Below are 17,392 nucleotides of genomic sequence, written 5' to 3'. Positions count from 1 at the left end.
TTCGGAATACACTGTCAGATAACCACAGACATTCATAAAAACGAAAACCAAGTCCAATGGACGGAAATTCCATAGAATCAACTGATAAAACAACTTTCCTGGGCGCTCTGCTGAAATATGGCGTTCCGCTGGTTATTTCCATAGGCCTCTGCTGGCTTCTGTTCAGCAACGGTGATATTGATCTGGCCGGAATGTGGGAAATTGTGCGCAGGGAATGTGATTTCCGCTGGATCGTGGCAAACCTGCTGCTTGGAATCATGGCTCAGGTTTTCCGTGCGGCCCGGTGGCAGATCCAGCTCAGGGCGCTTGACATAAGGCCGTCGTTCTGGCAACTGGTACTGAGTATCTTCGGGACCTATTCGGTCAATCTCGTGTTGCCGCGCCTCGGAGAGCTGTGGCGCACAGGCTATATAGCCGCCCGCGAGCGCGCTCCATTCACCACGGTCTTCGGCTCGATGGTTGCCGACCGTCTGGCCGACACCCTGACGGTGCTGATTCTTCTGCTGCTGACATTCATTCCTGCCGGCGCACAGCTCAGTGAATATCTCGGTCAGAGCGGAGGTGCGATGGCGCGGCTCGGCGAACTGATCACCTCTCCCCTGCTCTGGGGCTTTGTGATCGCTGCGGTGATTGTCGTCTGGGCGGTTTTTGTTAAATTTCCCGAACACAGGGTCATTGCCAAGATACGCAGTCTGTGCGGCGGTCTCTGGAAAGGTTTCGCTGTCGTGGCCACGATGCCGGGACGCGGACGCTGGTTGCTTTACACCGTTATGCTCTGGGGATGCTACATCACGGCTCTCTATTGCGCTTTCCGTGCGTTTCCGCTGACAACCGAAGTGCTGAACCTCCACGGACTGACCGCCCTGGCAGTCTGCTTTGTGCTGACGAGCCTTTCGATGGGAGTGCCGTCAAACGGCGGTATAGGCCCCTGGCAGTGGGCCATGATTTTCGGCCTGACGCTTTATGCTTCAGGTGTTGCCGGGCTGACTCGTGAATATGCCCTGACATTTGCCAATCTTGTGATGGGATCACAGACGCTGATGCTCATTGTTCAGGGACTTTTCACCTTCGGCTGCATAGCTTTTTCAAAACGTTCAAAAACAGAAGCAAAATGAAATTCGACGATAGCGAAGAGGATTATTTCCTGCATGATTTCAGCCGGAAAAATCAGCCGTCAGCCACTGACAGCAACGGCTCCCCTGCCCTGCCCTCAGAAGCCGACCGACCGGCATCCGCCCCGTCATTTGATTTCAGTGAGAGCGGAAACAGTGAAGGCGGTGAGCCTCAAAAGCCACAGGCAGAGAAGAAGCGCGGCCACGGATGGCTGTGGTTTTTCCTGATTGTAGCCGTGGTGCTTGCCGTGGCAGTCACCATCCGCTATTTTGTGCCCTATGTGACAGAATCGCGGGCCATAGGCTATGTGACTCTTGTCGAAAAGCGCGGCATTGTTTTCCCGACATTCGAGGGTGAGATGGTCAGCGAGTCACAGCTGGCCGACACGACCCGTATCTATTCCCGTGACTTGAATTTCAGCATTCCGGATGAGGATCTTGCCCTGCGCTTACAGCAGTATCAGGGCAGCGGACGTCCGGTCAAGGTGACTTTCAAGCGTTACTACGGCACTCTGCCCTGGCGTGGCGCCTCAAATACTGTGGCCGTCGACTTTGTCCCGGCTGAAAACTGACATAAAGACATAAAATTTACATTATAAACATCCTCCTTTAAATATTCTTTCTAACTGACAGTGGACTATCGAATACTACCTCCCGACGGTTTTGTCGAGGCCCGGCTGCGGCTTCCGCTCTCCAAAAGCATGAGCAACCGCGCTCTGATCATAAATGCTCTCACTCCGGGAGCGGTGCCGCTTGAAAATGTGGCTGAATGTGACGACACTGACGCCATGCGCCGTGCGCTTTCTTCGTTGGACGCAGACGTGATCAACGTCGGGGCCGCCGGAACCACTATGCGTTTCCTCACGGCTTTCATGGCCTCCCGGCCCGGTTGCCGGGTAATTCTTGACGGCAGTGAGCGAATGCGTCACCGCCCGATCGCTGTGCTTGTCGATGCTCTGCGCTCATTGGGTGCGGAGATTGAATATGCCGGAGAGGAAGGCTTTCCTCCGTTGCGCATCATCGGACGCAGGCTGAAAGGGGGAGAGCTGACCCTCGACTCGACAGTCAGTTCACAGTATATTTCCGCTCTTCTGATGGTCGCGCCGCTCATGGAGCAGGGTCTGAAGCTGACACTGAGCGGAGAGACTGTCTCGCGTCCCTACATAATGATGACATTGAAGATGATGGAGGATGCCGGGATTGAAAGCGATTTCTTCGGCGACACCGTTACGATATCGCCTCAGGCCTACCGCCCCTTTGCCGCTGAGGTTGAGGGCGACTGGAGCGCGGCGGCGGCATGGTATGAGATCGAGGCTCTTTCGTCGGGAGCCGTGACCATTGACAATCTCTGCCGCGAATCCTGTCAGGGCGACCGCAAACTGGCTGATATTTTTGCCCGTCTCGGTGTGGTGACCGAGTGGGAGGGTGAGGATGGCGGAACTGACCTCGTGGCCTCTCCCGACCAGGAGGCGCGTCTGAAGATCGACTTCTCCGACACTCCTGATCTGGCGCAGTATGTGATTGTCACCTGTGCGATGCTCGGCATTCCCTTCCATTTTACAGGTCTGTCCACCCTGGCCATCAAGGAGACCGACAGAGTGAAGGCTGTCTGCACGGAACTTTCAAAGATCGGTTTGCTCCTTCAGCCTGAGGGCAATGATGTCCTGACGTGGGAAGGTCAGCGCAGGCCCTTTACCGAGCTTCCGCGCTTCGAGACTTATGATGACCACCGCATGGCCATGTGTCTTGCTCCTGTGGCTCTCTATATCCCCGGCATTGTCATCAACGATGTCGAAGTTGTCAGCAAGTCCTATCCGGGATTCTGGGATGAACTCCGTGAGGCCGGTTTCACGCTGCTTGACGGCGACGCACCCCTACCCGACCCGGTTGAATAAGAGGTTGTTCAGAAGCAAGAGTTAGAGGTTGTTTAAAAACAAGAGTTAAAATCTGAGTGGTGTATCTTTTAGATAAATTGTTGTAAATGAGAAAGGAGCATAGCGAGCTATGTGACTGACGAATTTCAACAATTTAGCAAAAGAGACACCAAGGCTCAGGTAACTTTAACTATTGAAACATGAAATTATTAAAAGAAAAAAAGATAATACCGTCGCCTGCGAAAGTTTTGGGCGCCTATGACTCTTCATTTCAGTCACATAGCTCGCTATGCTCCTTCAATTCAGAGCCATATTCACCTCAAAACTTTCGCTCAGATTTTAACTATTGTTGTTAAACAACCTCTTAAAATTCACATCAGATGACAGGCGCTTTGATAATACTCGCAGTTACGGTCCTCACCGGACTGATTCTCTGCCTGACCCATCGTTCCGATGGCGAGGGTGAGTGCTCCCCTGCCCCGTCCGATGCTTCCGGAGAGACAGATGGCGAAGTCTGTTGCGGTCAGCATGCGGTCTGTGAGAAAGGCCTCTCCCCTGCCGCCGGCCCGGTCTATTTCGACGATGAGGAGCTTGACCGCTTTGCAGGCCGTCAGGCCGACAGTTATACCGAAAGCGAAACGGAGGAATTCCGTGAGGTGCTCTACACGCTTCTGCCGGATGATATCTATCCCTGGGGAGTGGCGCTGACCGGACGCGGGATAGCTCTCCCCTCCTCCCTGCGTGACGAATGGCTGATGCTGGTCAAGGGCTGATTTACAATAGTATTATTATCTTCAGTATTATTATCTTCCTCAAAAACTCTCTCTGATGATAAGATATGATCGAGATACTTCAGTATGACTTCTTCCGGAGTGCCGTGATCGGAGTGCTGCTTCTGAGCGTCGCTTCGGCAATCATAGGCACCTATATAGTGACCCGTCGGCTTGTGTCGATTTCAGGCGGCATCACCCATGCCTGCTTCGGCGGTCTGGGACTTGGCTATTTTCTCGGTCTGAATCCGATATTCATGGCGGCGGTGTTTGCCGTCGGCTCGTCGCTGGGAGTGGAATGGATGGCGCGCCATCACCGTGTCCGCGAGGATTCGGCCATTGCCGTAATATGGGCTTTGGGAATGGCTCTGGGTACTCTCTTCATATTTCTTACGCCGGGTTATGTTCCGGAACTCAACGCATTTCTCTTCGGCAATATTCTGACCATCACTCACGGCGACCTGTGGGCTTTCGGAATCTTCACGGTCGTCCTGTTGCTGTTCATGGCGGCTTTTTTCCGCAAGATTGTCATCTGTGCCTTCGATCCGGACTTTGCACGAGTGTGCCGTCTGCCGGTGACCTTCATCACCACCGCCATGACCGTACTGGTTGCGGTCTGCATCGTGCTGACCATCCGTCTGGTCGGAGTCATGCTGCTGATGTCTATGCTGTCCTTGCCACAGATGATAGCCGAGATATTCTGCAACCGTTTCAAGTCAATGATGTTGCTCTCGATCCTGATCTCACTGCTCTGCTGTCTCGGCGGCCTTTTCATGGCTACGGTCATTGATGTGCCGTGCTCGGCTCTGATAGTCCTGACTATGACAGGAGCCTACATAGTGACCCGCCTCGGCAAGGCGCTTGTCCGCTGAGTTCTGTTTTTGGTCGGGATAGAGATTTTTAGTACTTTTGTAGATTATTATACTCTATAAGATAACTCCCACAGGATTATGCCCGAATATTCATATCTTCATGTAGCTCTCAGAGGTGAGGTTCAGGGAGCGACACGCACACTCTACTCCTATCCCTCTGAAGAAAATGACTTTGATCCGCGCTGGAATTCGACTCTTGTCGAGCCGGGTGCGGCAGTGAAGCGCTTTCTCAACGCCAACGAATGCTATATACTCCAGTCGACACCGCTCGGACATTACTTTTCGCTGATCACACGCAACGCCCTTAATCCCGAACGCGGTTACATGATGATCTCTCTTCTTGTCAGCGACGGCTGTTCGCTGACCGGACGTCAGCTGATGAACGCATTCAACAATCTGAAAAAAGCGTTCATCGAAGAGGAAAATCTTTCAGATGCAGCTGTCGACGAGGCTTTCGCCCAGGCCTCTGTCCCGACAGAGCCTCTTCAGCTTGAAGCGTGGCGCTATAAGGCTCCCGCTGATGACGAAAAGCCCGCTGAAGCGGCCTATCGAACCTATATATCACAGCAGGAACTGGAATCCATCTTCTCTTTCCCCTGTCAGCCGGGCTATGAAGGTTACCGCTGCATAATCGTTGTGTCGGCTACCACCTCTCTGCGTCCGGGTGTGAAGATGCCACGCATCACAGCCCCGATTCGCAAACTCTACTCCGTTGTCTGCCCTGAGGGTGTGACAGCCTCCAGCATGCAGGTCTATGACGGCGACCGTCTGGAACTCTCGTTCAGCAAGGAGGGTTTCAATACCCATGTGGAGACTGTCATTGTCGGCACCCCGTCGGCCTATACCAAATATGAAGGATCGACCATCGCCGTGCGGTCAGCGGCGCAGACCGGCATACGTTTCGAACGCCGCATACCCGTCAAAGTGCTGTCAGCCAAGGGTGTGGCTCTCAACGGCTATACGATCACTCTCAACGGACGTCCGGTCAACACGATGGATCCTTTCATCGAATTGTTTGAAAAGGATCTCCAGCCTGATACGGATGTTGAACTGACCGTACAGTCCAACAACTACCGTACACTCAAGCTGAAGAAGCCTTCGGCTGAGATGCTTGTGACAGAGGAACTTGAACTCGTCATGCAGCCTGTCGAACAGGGAGTGACGCTGCGCCTCGATTTCGGTGACGGACGTGTGTTTGAGCAGCAGATCTCGATCGAAAAGAATACCTCTGAATACAATCGCCTCCACTCAGGCAATTTCCACGGATTCCGCGCCCACCGTCTTGTCACTCAGGACGACAGCGAGGTCTACAACGTTGATGTACGCATCACCAGCCGCCCCGTGGCCCCGAATTTCGAGGCTGCCCGCGGTGAGTCGGCTTCAGAGCCTGCCCACAAGGCTCCTAAATTTGAAAATGTCTCTGATGAGGCCAAGCCGGATCGCCGTCCGATTGATGCCACTCTTCCTGTGGCAGACAGGCGAGAGGCTGAAAAAGCGCCCGTAGATCAGACTGTCAGACCTGATTTCGACTATGATGATGACGATGACGACGATTCAGCCGACAGCAAAGCCTGGTATCGCCGTGGAGCGTTCCTCTGGGGCGGTCTGGGAGTCATCATCGCGATTGTGCTGTTGACATGGCTTCTGCCTCAGTTCACAGGCTCCACTTCGGATCCCGCTCCCGCCGAGGAGTTTGCCGCCGATGCAACTCCGGGAGAGGAGACACAGCCTGCCCCCGTAGCCCTGACGCCTCAGGAGGAAGCCGATGTGGCCTATCTCAATTCAAATCCGGTCTGGGATCTTTCCAAGCTTCAGAGCGAGATGGGTAAATCGCTCTTCAAGGCCATTGAAGAGGGCGACATCGACGCTGTTGTCAACAATCCTTACTATGCTGTCGCAGGCCGTTGCACCAACGAAAAAGCCAATCTTGCAGCAGATCTCATCTGGCGTGCCAAAGGTTCGTTCAGCGACTCCGCCAACCGCCGCACCATGCGTTCGGCCATCAAGAACGGCTCGATAGATCTCAAAGCCTTCTCCGACAACCTCGCCAAGCGCCGTCCCGCCGAAAAGGCCAACGAAGCTCCGCGCCCCGTGAAGTAAACCCGTCGACAGATAACAAAGAATTTAAATATTGCAATCGGTGCGATTTCTGGATTGAAACCGCACCGATTAATGTTACATATCAAATAATATTACATATCGTCAAGAGTCAGGAGGCGTGATTCTATTTTACATCCGTGAAGAATTTTGTCACGCAGGTGGTTAACCTTTTCTTCAAAGCGCTCAGGCTTGAAATTTTTTCCATGCCTTTTGACCTCTGCTACCAAGACGGGAGCCTTGCTGTCGACGGGAATGGCTACGATATCGATTTCCTGCTGATCGGTTCCGGCACCTTTCGCGTTGTTCCACCATGAACCGATCTCTTTATAGTCTCCGGTCTCTTTCAGCTTCTGCCTGAACCACATTTCAAGCGTCAGGCCGGAATAGGTAGGATAATCGGCGAGGGCTATGTCGCGCAGGCGGTCGTTCAGCCCCATCTGGAGCAGATTCTGATTGCGGCTCACATATCTGAACCAAAAACGCAGGAAATTGTCGGCGATTTCATAGCGCACGTTCTGACTGCGCTCTTTCGACAGCACCGGGCGCTTCTTTGAAATCAGCTCATAGTCTTCCTCCAGGCGCATGAGCATCCCTCCGAGACTTGCATCACCGACTGACTGGGATATTTCCGCGGCTGTGTTCCGTCCTGAGGCAATAGCCGAGAGGATAGAGAAATAATTTCCGTATTTTTTGCCGAATTCCTGAGTGAGCAGTATCGTGCCTTCTTCAAGGAAGATGGAGTTCTCTTCCATCACTTGACCGATCATGGCATCGACGGAGAATGCACCGCGGTCCATCAGCAGTTCGATGTATTTTGGTACGCCACCGGTGATTGTGTAGAGTGCGAGCAGATCATCGTTGCTGTGTTGCGGAAAATAGTCTGAAAGAATCTCGCGGAGCACTCCGGTCGAGAACGGCCGCAGACGGATGATGGTGTCACATCTGCCGTAAAGAGGCTCTTTGTAATCCATGAATATCCGGTGCATGAGAGTATAAACCGATCCTGATGCTATGAAATTGACATTCGTGATGTCCTTGTATCTGTCCCACACATCCTGTATGCCGCTGAATATGGCGGGATTTATATTGAAAAACTCCTGAAATTCGTCAATCACAAGGTTGAATGCTGTTGTCTTACCGATGACCATAATCTGCTCAAACAACTGTACAAAGGAGGTGATTCCGTCAGGCACATAGCAATCCAGCGACCGCCGCAGCGACTCTGAAAACTGTTGGCACAGGGTAGCCTCGCTGTTGCGGCTTACAAAGAGGTAGACTGTCGGAGTAGAGTCACAGCTTTTCAGTATCAGTTTGGTCTTTCCGATGCGCCGACGGCCTGTTATGACGGTCATTTGCGAATGGTTACCGAACGAACGTTCTCTGATTTCTGAGAGTTGCCGTAACTCACGTTCACGATTATAAAATTTCATAAGTTGCTGCTTTTAAATCTATTTTAAATTTCGCCGTGGTTATTTTCGCCACGGTTATTTTTGCAAAGATAGGATAATGTGGCCGACAAACCAAATTTCGCCGTGGTTATTTTCGCCGTGGCGAAATTTGGTAAAAGAAGAGAGAAGGCAAAATGTAGAGAGATAACAAAATTTTGAGCCGTAAGAATGGTTTTGGGGTTGGTTTGCCGGAGTCGGGGTTTGGAAAAACGGATAATAGTATGTAAATTTGTGAGTATGGAAAACTACATAGTTTCAGCAAGAAAGTATCGTCCGTCAACGTTCGACAGTGTGGTAGGTCAGCAGGCTCTGACAGCGACACTGAAGAATGCTATCGCGACCCACAGGCTGGCTCACAGCTATCTTTTCTGTGGCTCGCGCGGTGTCGGCAAGACTTCATGCGCACGAATTTTCGCCAAGACAATCAACTGTGCCAATCCGACACCCGACGGGGAGGCCTGTAACGAGTGTGACAGCTGCCGGGCGTTCAACGAGGGCAACTCACTCAATATCATCGAACTTGACGCCGCTTCAAACAACGGTGTCGATGACATCCGTCAGCTTGTGGAGCAGGTGCAGATCCCGCCGTCACAGGGTTCATACAGAGTCTTTATCGTCGATGAGGTCCACATGCTTTCGCCTGCGGCTTTCAATGCCTTTCTCAAGACCTTGGAAGAGCCGCCTTCCTATGTGATTTTCATTCTTGCGACAACCGAGAAGCACAAGATCATTCCGACCATCCTCTCACGCTGCCAGATCTACGATTTCAAGCGTATAACGGTGCGTGATATGATCGACCATCTTTCTTATGTGGCTTCAAAAGAGGGGATTACAGCCGATCCGGCAGCTCTCAACATCATAGCCCGCAAGGCTGATGGCGCCATGCGTGACGCGCTTTCGATCTTCGACCAGGTGGCCGCTTCTTCAAGGGGCAACATCACCTATCAGAGTGCCATCGACAATCTCAACGTCCTTGACTATAACTACTACAACCGTCTGCTTGACTGTTTCCTTGAAGGCAAGGTGCTGGACACCTGGCTGATCTATAAGGAGATCCGTGACCGTGGTTTCGACTCGCATTTCTTCATCAACGGCTTAGGGGATTACATGCGTGATCTTATGGTTGCCCGCGATCCCTCGACCATCGTGCTTCTCGAAGCCGACGACGAGGCCCGCAAAGCTATGGCCGGGACCGCAGCGAAATGCTCGCCTGACTTCATTTACAGGGCCATGAATCTCTGCAATGAAGCGGATCTGAACTATCGCACAGCCTCCAACAAGCAGTTCCTCATAGAACTGACTCTTGCCAAGATATGCCAATTGCTAAGCCCCTCCCACGATAACGGCGCCCAGGGCGAGGGGCAGTTACAGAAAATAAATCCCGGCGCCTCTCCCCAGTCACAGCCACAAGCGGCACCGGCCCAGGCAGGCGGCCAGCAGGGTGGGGCAGTATCGGCTTCTGTGGCGCAGAATGCCGCCGCTCCTGTTTCCGGTTCCCGTCAGGCTCCTGCCATGCAGCCTGTTCAGGCAGCAGCTCCGCGTCCGGCGGCTTATGCCCAGGCTCCCGCGCCGCAGCCGACAGCTGTTTCAGCTCCAGCTGCTTCATATAATGCAGCCCCGCGTCCGATGACGCCTCTGAAAAAGCCTCTCAAGCGGTCCACAGGCACTTTCTCCATTAATCATTCGAGAGATGCCGCGCAGACGGCCCAGGTGCAGCAGGGCGCAGGCGTGACAATGCCTAAACGCAACGAGCCTTACAGCCGCGAGCAGCTCAACAAGGCCTGGCAGAATTTCATGCAGGCCCATCCGACCGAACACATTCTGATCAACACCATGCGAGCCTCTTTCCCGGCTCCTCAGGAGGGTCACACCTATAAGATAATGGTGGAGAATGAAATGCAGCGCCAGACCGTGGAGCAGGCTTTTCCTGCGCTTCTTCAGGCCGTGCGCGACGAGCTTTCAAACGACCACTTCTCTCTTGTTGTTGAAATCAACCAGGGAGCCGCATCGCCCCACACATGGAACGAGCGCGAGGTCCTGAACCACATGGTTGAAAATATTCCCGCCCTCCGGGGCTTCATCGACGATCTCGGCCTGACATTAGGGTAGGGCGGAAGCCGTCGCCGGATTTTCCGGAGGCATATTTCGGCTTTGGCCTTTTTCAGACTGTTGTTTTCAATCCTATCAGAAAAAAATTACCGCGGGCTTGTGTCATAACCGACACAAGCCCGCGGCTTTTTATCTTTGTCTTTATCGACGCTGTGGATTCTTACTTGTAGAAAGTATTGATGTTGTTGGTTACTTTCTTGTTGCCAAGGAGAATGCGGTCGAGAGTGTTGATCATACGGGCTGCACCGCGCTGCTGATTGAAGCGGATGGTGTTTTCGTCAAGATCGAAGGGACGTCCTGCGTTGTCAATCTCGGTAACCTGCATCACGATCACTGCGTTGTTGCCCTTGAGAGGACCGACGAGAGCGCCTTTCTGAGCGTTGGCGATCTTACCCATCACAATGCTTTCGTTCATGCCGAGACCGGGGATCATGTACTGGCCGAAGTTTACGGTAGTGGTGTCCACGGAAGTTTTCATGAGCTGAGCGTAACCAGCCACGTCTTTGGCCTTGCCTTCATAGTCGGCGATGAGCTTGGCGGCTTTCTTGTTGTTGACAGCGCGTGATGCGAGGATGGTGTGAACCTGCTTGTCGCGAACGGGGACATAACCGCCGTCATAGATGTCGTCGAGTGCTACTGCGAGGAAGCGACCGGTCTGGATATCGCCGAACACGGGTGAAACCTGGCCTTTCTTAGCGTCCATCACCCAGGCTACTGCCGAGTGAGAGTCGTTGAGGTTGCCGATCATCGGAGAAGATGCGGTCACGCTTGCGGGGAAGGTTGTATAGCCGGCTTCCTGGGCATTTTCAACGAATTCTTTAGCTGTCTTGTTTTCTTCCACATATTTGCGGAGAGCGGCGTCGAGATCGTTGATGGTAGCGTTTGAGGGTTCGGTAGTGAAAGTCACGCTTGCGAGGTCATAGACAGCGACAGGGGCTTTGCGCTCGCTCACGCGGAAGATGCGTCCGCCTTCGGCAAGAGTGTCGGGAGTGAAGTAGACTCCGGTTGCACGGTCGGCGATGAGTTCCTTCATGGGAGCATAGTTGGCGTCGAGCAGAGAGATTTCCATGTCTTTCTGTGACTGGGCTACCAGGGGTGAAGCTGCGATGCTGTCAAGCGATGCGCCTGAGTTGAGAAGGCCGACGAGTGAGTCAACCTGAGCTTTTGAACCCTGAACGGCGAGGAAGTCGATCTTGACATCGGCTACTTCGGTGTCTTTGCCGAGGAGCTTGGCGAGGAGGTAGTCGTTGCCGGTCTTGCTGACGAGGACAGCTTTGCCGACCGAGAGAGAGTCAACAGCGCTCTTCAGACGGGCCTGCTTGTCGAGATCAGTCTGAGAAACCTTGCGGCGGTCAACAACGAATTCGGGCATGTCTGCGAGACCCTGCATCTCAGGATTGGAGTTGAGAGCTACAAGAGCGTCTTCGACTTTCTTCTGACCGGCGAGGATATCGGCTTCAGAAGGAACGATGTTGACTGAGATATAGCTGGCCAGACGGCTGGGCTCGTCGATGGCATAGCGGGCTTTCTCTTCGTTGTAGAGAGCGTTGATGTCGCTTTCGCTTGCCTCAAAGTCTTCGTCCTTGAGGGTCGAGTAGTCCTGCTTGGCGTAGATCACGTGGGCGGTTGCAGCGTTGTCGTCATAGAGGGCTTTGGCGTCGAGTTCGTTGGCCACGAGGGTGCCCTGGAAAAGATTCTGGAATTTCTGCTGGAGGAGCATGCGTTCAACAGATTTTTCGAGGTCGAGCCAATAGGCCTGGAGCTGCTGGGCCTGAGCCTGCTGCATACCGTATTTTGTGGGGTTGAAAGCCATGTCATGGGCAGTCTTCGCGTCGGGTACACCGAGCTGCTGCTGAACCATGCGGTCGACATACTGGGAATTCTTGCCGACCATCATGTCGGTGAGTTCCTGGTCGGTTACAGTCAGACCTAAATCCTGGATTTCATTATCGAAAAGCTTTTCGGCGATCATTGAGTTGAGCACCTGCTGCTGAAGCACAGCGTTGTCCATGCGCTGGTTCTGTGCCTGAGCCTGCTGAGAGGCTTCCTGCACACGGCGCTGGAATTCCTGAATGTCAATCTTGTTGCCGTCTACTTTTGCAATGGTAGTTCCGGTGCCGAAGAGTGTGCGGCCCGAAGTAAAGAAGTCACCGATGATAAAAGCCAGCAGACCGGCTCCAACGATGATGAGCAAGAGCGCTGACTTGCTACGGATTTTTTCTAAAGTTGCCATTAGATATGTTTAGATGATTTTTGATTTAAGCGTGGTTAGAACAGATTTCAGATACAATGCCCGAAATTAACGCACAAAGGTAGCATTATTTCCAATTAATTCAAAATTAAGACCTTGAAAAAACAGTGTGCTTTCTCGGAAAAATGGCTGAAAAAGCATCAAATTTTTTCTCCACTCCGTTTTTTCGCAGGCAATATAGCCTCGGCCAGGCCGTTTCATATTTATAAGGTGTCGTTTTTCAACGTCACTTTGCAGCTCTCTAACCTGATTCAGTGAAAACCGATATGAAAAAATTACTGTTACTGCTCTTCCTTGCCGCCGGACTCTGTGCCGGGGCTGTCAGTCCGCGTGTCGGAGTCTCGATTTTAGGCGATTCCTACTCTACTTTCCAGGGATATATGGTACCTGACACGAATCTTGTCTGGTATTACTCTAAACCAAAACTCGAACGCACCGACGTGACCGAGGTGGGGCAGACCTGGTGGCAGCAGCTTATCCGCCAGAGGGGATGGCGTCTGGTGACCAACAATTCATATTCCGGAGCCACGATCTGCAACCGCGGCTATGAAGGCAAGGACTATAAGGACCGTTCGTTTCTGACGCGGGCCAAGGCCCTCGGCTCGCCTGACATCATTCTGATTTTCGGTGGTACCAACGATTCATGGGCCGGGGTCGAAGTAGGTGAATATGAGACTCCTGAAGGTAAGAAGCCTGACTACTACACGCTGCGTCCGGCTCTTGACCGTATGCTTGCCATCATGAAAGACTATTATCCCGGAACCGAGATCTATTTCATAGTCAATTCCGAGTTGCGTCCTGAGGTGACCGAGTCAATCCTCACCCTCTGCGGGCGTCACGGAGTCAAGACCATCCGGCTGACAGACATCGACAAAATGGCCGGCCATCCGACCGTCAAAGGCATGACCAGCATCGCCGAGCAGGTCAGCGCCGCAATCGACTGAAATTTGTGCTGATAGATTGCTTGTTTCTTGATGTTAAGGCTTGCAGATCCTAAAATTGGGCGTGTGAATTTGCAGATTTTTTTCGTCGATTTTTGCTTGGATCGAGAGAAATGACTAATTTTGTAATCCGTTATGAAATACGGTTTTGACAACGAGAAATATCTCAGAATTCAGTCCGAACATATCAAAGAGCGAATTGCTCAGTTCGGCAACAAGCTTTACCTCGAACTCGGAGGCAAACTCTTTGACGACCACCACGCAAGCCGTGTGTTGCCCGGTTTCCAGCCCGACAGTAAACTCCGGATGCTCAGTCAGCTGAGCGACCATGCGGAGATCGTAATCGTCATCAGCGCGCTTGACATTGAGAAGAACAAGGTGCGCAATGACCTCGGAATCACCTATGACATGGATGTCCTTCGCCTGCGCAAGGAGTTTCAGAACCGCGGCTTCCTGGTAGGATCCGTGGTCATCACCCACTACAACGGTCAGTCGAGCGCCGACGCGTTCCGCCAGAAGCTGGAGCGCATGGGAATCACCACCTATTATCATTATACGATCGACGGTTATCCGACTAATGTCGATCTGATCGACTCCGACGACGGTTTTGGCCGAAACGACTATGTCGAGACTTCCCGTCCGCTGGTCATCGTTACGGCTCCCGGCCCCGGTAGCGGCAAAATGGCAGTCTGTCTCAGTCAGCTCTACAATGAACACAAGCGCGGAATCGAGGCCGGATATGCCAAGTTCGAGACTTTCCCTGTGTGGAGTCTTCCGCTGAAACATCCTGTCAACATCGCTTATGAGGCTGCGACTGCCGATCTCAACGATGTCAATATGATCGACCCCTTCCATCTTGAGGCCTACGGCAAGACGGCGATCAACTATAACCGCGACATCGAGATTTTCCCCGTGCTCAACGCTCTTTTTGAGGGCATCTACGGCAAGAATCCCTACAAGTCGCCGACCGACATGGGTGTCAACATGGTCGGCTTCTGCATCAACGATGACGAGGTCTGCTGCGATGCTTCGAAAAACGAGATCATCCGCCGCTACTACACGGCTCTCAACCGCTTCGCCCAGGGAGATTCAAACGAGAACGAGGTCAGCAAGATCGCTCTCCTGTTCAAGCAGGCCAAGATCGACACTTCATATCGCCGCCCGATCAAGGCCGCAAAGGAACGTGCGGAGCGCAGCGGTGTGCCCTGCTCGGCCATCGAGCTTGCCGACGGTACCATTATCACAGCCGAGACCAGCGCCCTGTTGGGTCCGAGCGCGGCTCTGATTCTCAATGCTGTCAAACATCTTGCGGGGATCGACCATTCTGTCAAGCTGATTCCTCAGGATATGATCGAGCCGATTCAGAACACCAAGATCAACTATCTGCGCAGCCGCAATCCGCGTCTACATACCGACGAGGTGCTCGTGGCGCTCTCGGTTTTGAGTACCCACGATGAGAATTGCCGCCGTGCTCTCGAAAAGCTTCCCGAACTCAATGGCTGTCAGGTCCATTCGACAGTTATGCTCGGAGAGGTGGACCATAAGATTTTCAAGAAACTCGGTGTTGGCCTCACCTGCGATCCGCAGAAGAAAGTCAAGGCCTGATCCATCTACGTAGATAAACGAATAGAGCCGTAGGAGCGAAGCGTGATTGTAATGTTTCGCACCTACGGCGCTTTTTTTGTTTGGTGGAGGTTGCATAATTACCACAGCTGCGGACACCTACGGCGCCCTTGCAATGGCCTGGAATCTTCGGACCGCTACGCGGCCAGCCTGCACCCCAAACCTAATACCCAAGTGCATCCGTACACCACACTCCGCATTGGCGTCCACATACCAATTTCCAAGTGCATTAACAACCTTAACATCCAATGCCAATGCGTGTCAGCCATCCGGATGGTGCATTCGCATCACATCCAAATGGGTATCCGAAATGTCAATCCGGATGCAGTGTCCGCAATACATTCGAATGGGTGTTTGCCACCACAATCCAAATGGATGTCCAGAATGTCAATCCGGATGGTGTGTCTGCAATACATTCGAATGGATGTTTGCCACCACAATCTGCATGGGTATTTGCCATATAATCCGCATGGGCGTCCGCAGGACGCAGATTTATCATAGCCCGTGACACCGACGCGTAAGCGAAGGTGTCACGGGTTTGGCGTATATACAAAGAAAGGTGTCCGATCAGGACACCGATTTACCATCATCGAAATTGGCAACAATTGTTGATCCGATCTTCGGAAACAATGTGAATCCGTAAATCCGTGTCCTATCGGACACATTATAATATGGGGAAATCTTTTACCCGTGACGCACATGGCGTCACGGGCTATGATAAATCTGCGTCCTGCGGACGCCCATCCGGATTGGCATTCTGGGCATCCATTTGGATGTGATGCGAATGCACCATTCGGATGGCGGTTGCGCCTTTGGGAGATGGAATGGGGATTTGGGGTTGCGGATGCACTTGGGTATTAGGTTTGGGTGCAGGCTGGCCGCGTAGCGGTCCGAAGATTCCAGGCCATTGCAAGGGCGCCGTAGGTGTCCGCAGCTATGGTTTACGAAACATCCTCTCCCCACAAAAGAGCGCCGTAGGTGCGAAACATGGGAGACATGCAGCCACGACAGCAGTGCTATTCTGCCATCGAGGCTGCTTGATATGAACTTCAAAAGCACCCGTTTTGAGTTGTCTGTTGTCTTATTATGAGGTATTGTATGAGTAGCATTCTCAGCCCGACTTTCCCAAGCCGGACCAGTATGCTTTTGAAGTCCGGAATATCGTTTATATGACAGCTGCAAATCCGAAAAGAGGCGATATCAGAAGTATTATGACAAAAAAACCGATATATGAGACAAATTTGCCTGTCTTTCGTAGCTTTATCTTGTCTTTAAAGCATTTATCCCAAAGTCCGGTGAACACCTCCGAAATACTTGAGGAAAGGATAGAAGCGATAACGATAGTGGAAATTCTACTGTCAAAGACATCGTCAATCTCGTTAATATAGGCATTGAAAAGAATAAGTCCTATTATAAAACAAACCGATATAAGCATGTCTAAAATGCTGGATTTCAAATCGGTATTTTTTCTTTTAATAAGAAATGAATTGACGATAAAATCAATAGCTATGACAATAACTATTATTAATCCAAGCTTTGCGGATATCATATTTATTGCTCGATTGTCAGGTCGGTAGATATTGCATTGAGGCTGTCGAGTTTTTCAAAAGCATCAATAAGCTCAGGATTGTAGATTACTTCCGGTTTGGGGCTTCGTTCGGTGTAGTGGATGTCGGGGTTGAATGTGTTGTCTTCGGAGCAAGAAGTGATGGTTAATGTTGCGAAGAGAGCTGAGAGAATAAAGAGTTTTTTCATTGCATCGAAATTTATTAAGTTATTGATTCGTGAATTTCCGGATCGGTTGGAAATCGTTGTTGATTTCGATGCAAAGTTATGGCTGTTTTGTGGCTCAGTCGCTATTCTTTTTGTGTTTTAATTCTTCTTTTTGTGTGCGTAAACGCTTGTAAATCAGTGGTCGTTTTGTTAAAATAATCTCGCGATTCTTTTTTCGCCCGTTTTGTTCTTCTTTTGTGGTCTCTCTGTGGATTTTCGCTCAGAACCAAGACCATTTTTCTTCAAGAAGCCATGTCAAAAAAGCTTCCTCAATCCATCCGATAATTGTAAACAGTAACAAAAATATCGGATAGCGGATTATCCGTTTGGGGAATTTATTTCGCACGTGCGAATTGATCCGTTCTGTCAAAAGGACATAGGCAGGAGCTGAGAAAATGGCCATCCTTATGAATACGTACTCGTCCATCGCTTTCTTAGAGTTGTTTAATAACAATAGTTAAAATCTGAGCGAAAGTATTGAGGTGGATATGGCTCTGAATTGAAGGAGCATAGCGAGCT

The 17,392-nt window shown here is 51.7% G+C and carries 12 protein-coding genes; 9 read left to right on the top strand and 3 right to left on the bottom strand.

Features of this window, described 5'->3' with window-relative positions; translation table 11 throughout:
* The first annotated feature begins 56 nt into the window (after positions 1-56).
* The 6 genes from K2H17_RS06575 (at position 57) to K2H17_RS06550 (ending at position 6,728) form a co-directional block, all read left to right on the top strand.
* Positions 57-1,115 carry a lysylphosphatidylglycerol synthase transmembrane domain-containing protein gene (locus K2H17_RS06575; protein WP_300132851.1) on the top strand — a complete coding sequence of 353 codons (1,059 nt, stop codon included), beginning with the start codon at positions 57-59 and terminating at the stop codon, positions 1,113-1,115.
* Positions 1,112-1,684 carry a hypothetical protein gene (locus K2H17_RS06570; RefSeq protein WP_300132849.1) on the top strand — a complete coding sequence of 191 codons (573 nt, stop codon included), beginning with the start codon at positions 1,112-1,114 and terminating at the stop codon, positions 1,682-1,684. The genes K2H17_RS06575 and K2H17_RS06570 overlap by 4 nt, the downstream gene beginning before the upstream one ends.
* Positions 1,685-1,744: 60 nt before the next feature.
* On the top strand, positions 1,745-3,007 hold the full coding sequence (locus K2H17_RS06565) for a 3-phosphoshikimate 1-carboxyvinyltransferase (protein ID WP_300132846.1): 1,263 nt from the start codon (positions 1,745-1,747) through the stop codon (positions 3,005-3,007).
* A gap of 359 nt (positions 3,008-3,366) precedes the next feature.
* Positions 3,367-3,759: a phospholipase gene (locus K2H17_RS06560; RefSeq protein WP_300132845.1), complete on the top strand. Its 393-nt coding sequence runs from the start codon at positions 3,367-3,369 to the stop codon at positions 3,757-3,759.
* A gap of 68 nt (positions 3,760-3,827) precedes the next feature.
* The gene (locus tag K2H17_RS06555) at positions 3,828-4,628 is read left to right on the top strand and encodes a metal ABC transporter permease (RefSeq protein WP_300132879.1); all 801 of its coding nucleotides are present in this window, start codon (positions 3,828-3,830) and stop codon (positions 4,626-4,628) included.
* A 78-nt stretch (positions 4,629-4,706) separates the two neighbouring features.
* Positions 4,707-6,728 carry a hypothetical protein gene (locus tag K2H17_RS06550; RefSeq protein WP_300132844.1) on the top strand — a complete coding sequence of 674 codons (2,022 nt, stop codon included), beginning with the start codon at positions 4,707-4,709 and terminating at the stop codon, positions 6,726-6,728.
* Positions 6,729-6,820: 92 nt separating this feature from the next.
* Here the strand turns inward: K2H17_RS06550 and K2H17_RS06545 are convergent, their stop codons facing one another.
* A complete protein-coding gene (locus K2H17_RS06545) occupies positions 6,821-8,158 on the bottom strand; it encodes an ATP-binding protein (RefSeq protein ID WP_300132842.1) in 1,338 nt (445 codons plus the stop codon).
* Between the two features lie 255 nt (positions 8,159-8,413).
* Here K2H17_RS06545 and K2H17_RS06540 point away from each other — a divergent pair, with 255 nt between their 5' ends.
* Positions 8,414-10,285, top strand: coding sequence for a DNA polymerase III subunit gamma/tau (locus tag K2H17_RS06540; RefSeq protein WP_300132841.1), 1,872 nt, complete (start codon positions 8,414-8,416; stop codon positions 10,283-10,285).
* Positions 10,286-10,445: 160 nt separating this feature from the next.
* Here K2H17_RS06540 and K2H17_RS06535 read toward each other — a convergent pair whose 3' ends face one another.
* On the bottom strand, positions 10,446-12,518 hold the full coding sequence (locus K2H17_RS06535; protein WP_300132838.1) for a SurA N-terminal domain-containing protein: 2,073 nt from the start codon (positions 12,516-12,518) through the stop codon (positions 10,446-10,448).
* 284 nt (positions 12,519-12,802) lie between these two features.
* Here K2H17_RS06535 and K2H17_RS06530 point away from each other — a divergent pair, with 284 nt between their 5' ends.
* Entirely contained in the window at positions 12,803-13,480 is a 678-nt protein-coding gene (locus tag K2H17_RS06530; RefSeq protein WP_300132836.1) for an SGNH/GDSL hydrolase family protein, read from the top strand.
* A gap of 132 nt (positions 13,481-13,612) precedes the next feature.
* A complete protein-coding gene (locus tag K2H17_RS06525) occupies positions 13,613-15,082 on the top strand; it encodes a DUF1846 domain-containing protein (protein WP_300132833.1) in 1,470 nt (489 codons plus the stop codon).
* Between the two features lie 1,569 nt (positions 15,083-16,651).
* Here K2H17_RS06525 and K2H17_RS06520 read toward each other — a convergent pair.
* Positions 16,652-16,855 carry a hypothetical protein gene (locus K2H17_RS06520; RefSeq protein WP_300132830.1) on the bottom strand — a complete coding sequence of 68 codons (204 nt, stop codon included), beginning with the start codon at positions 16,853-16,855 and terminating at the stop codon, positions 16,652-16,654.
* Between the last annotated feature and the right edge of the window lie 537 nt (positions 16,856-17,392).

Source organism: Duncaniella sp., assembly GCF_029054785.1.
Taxonomy (GTDB): Bacteria; Bacteroidota; Bacteroidia; order Bacteroidales; family Muribaculaceae; genus Duncaniella.
The sequence above is the reverse complement of the archived record's forward strand: the minus strand, read 5'-3'. Positions and strand labels throughout refer to the sequence as shown.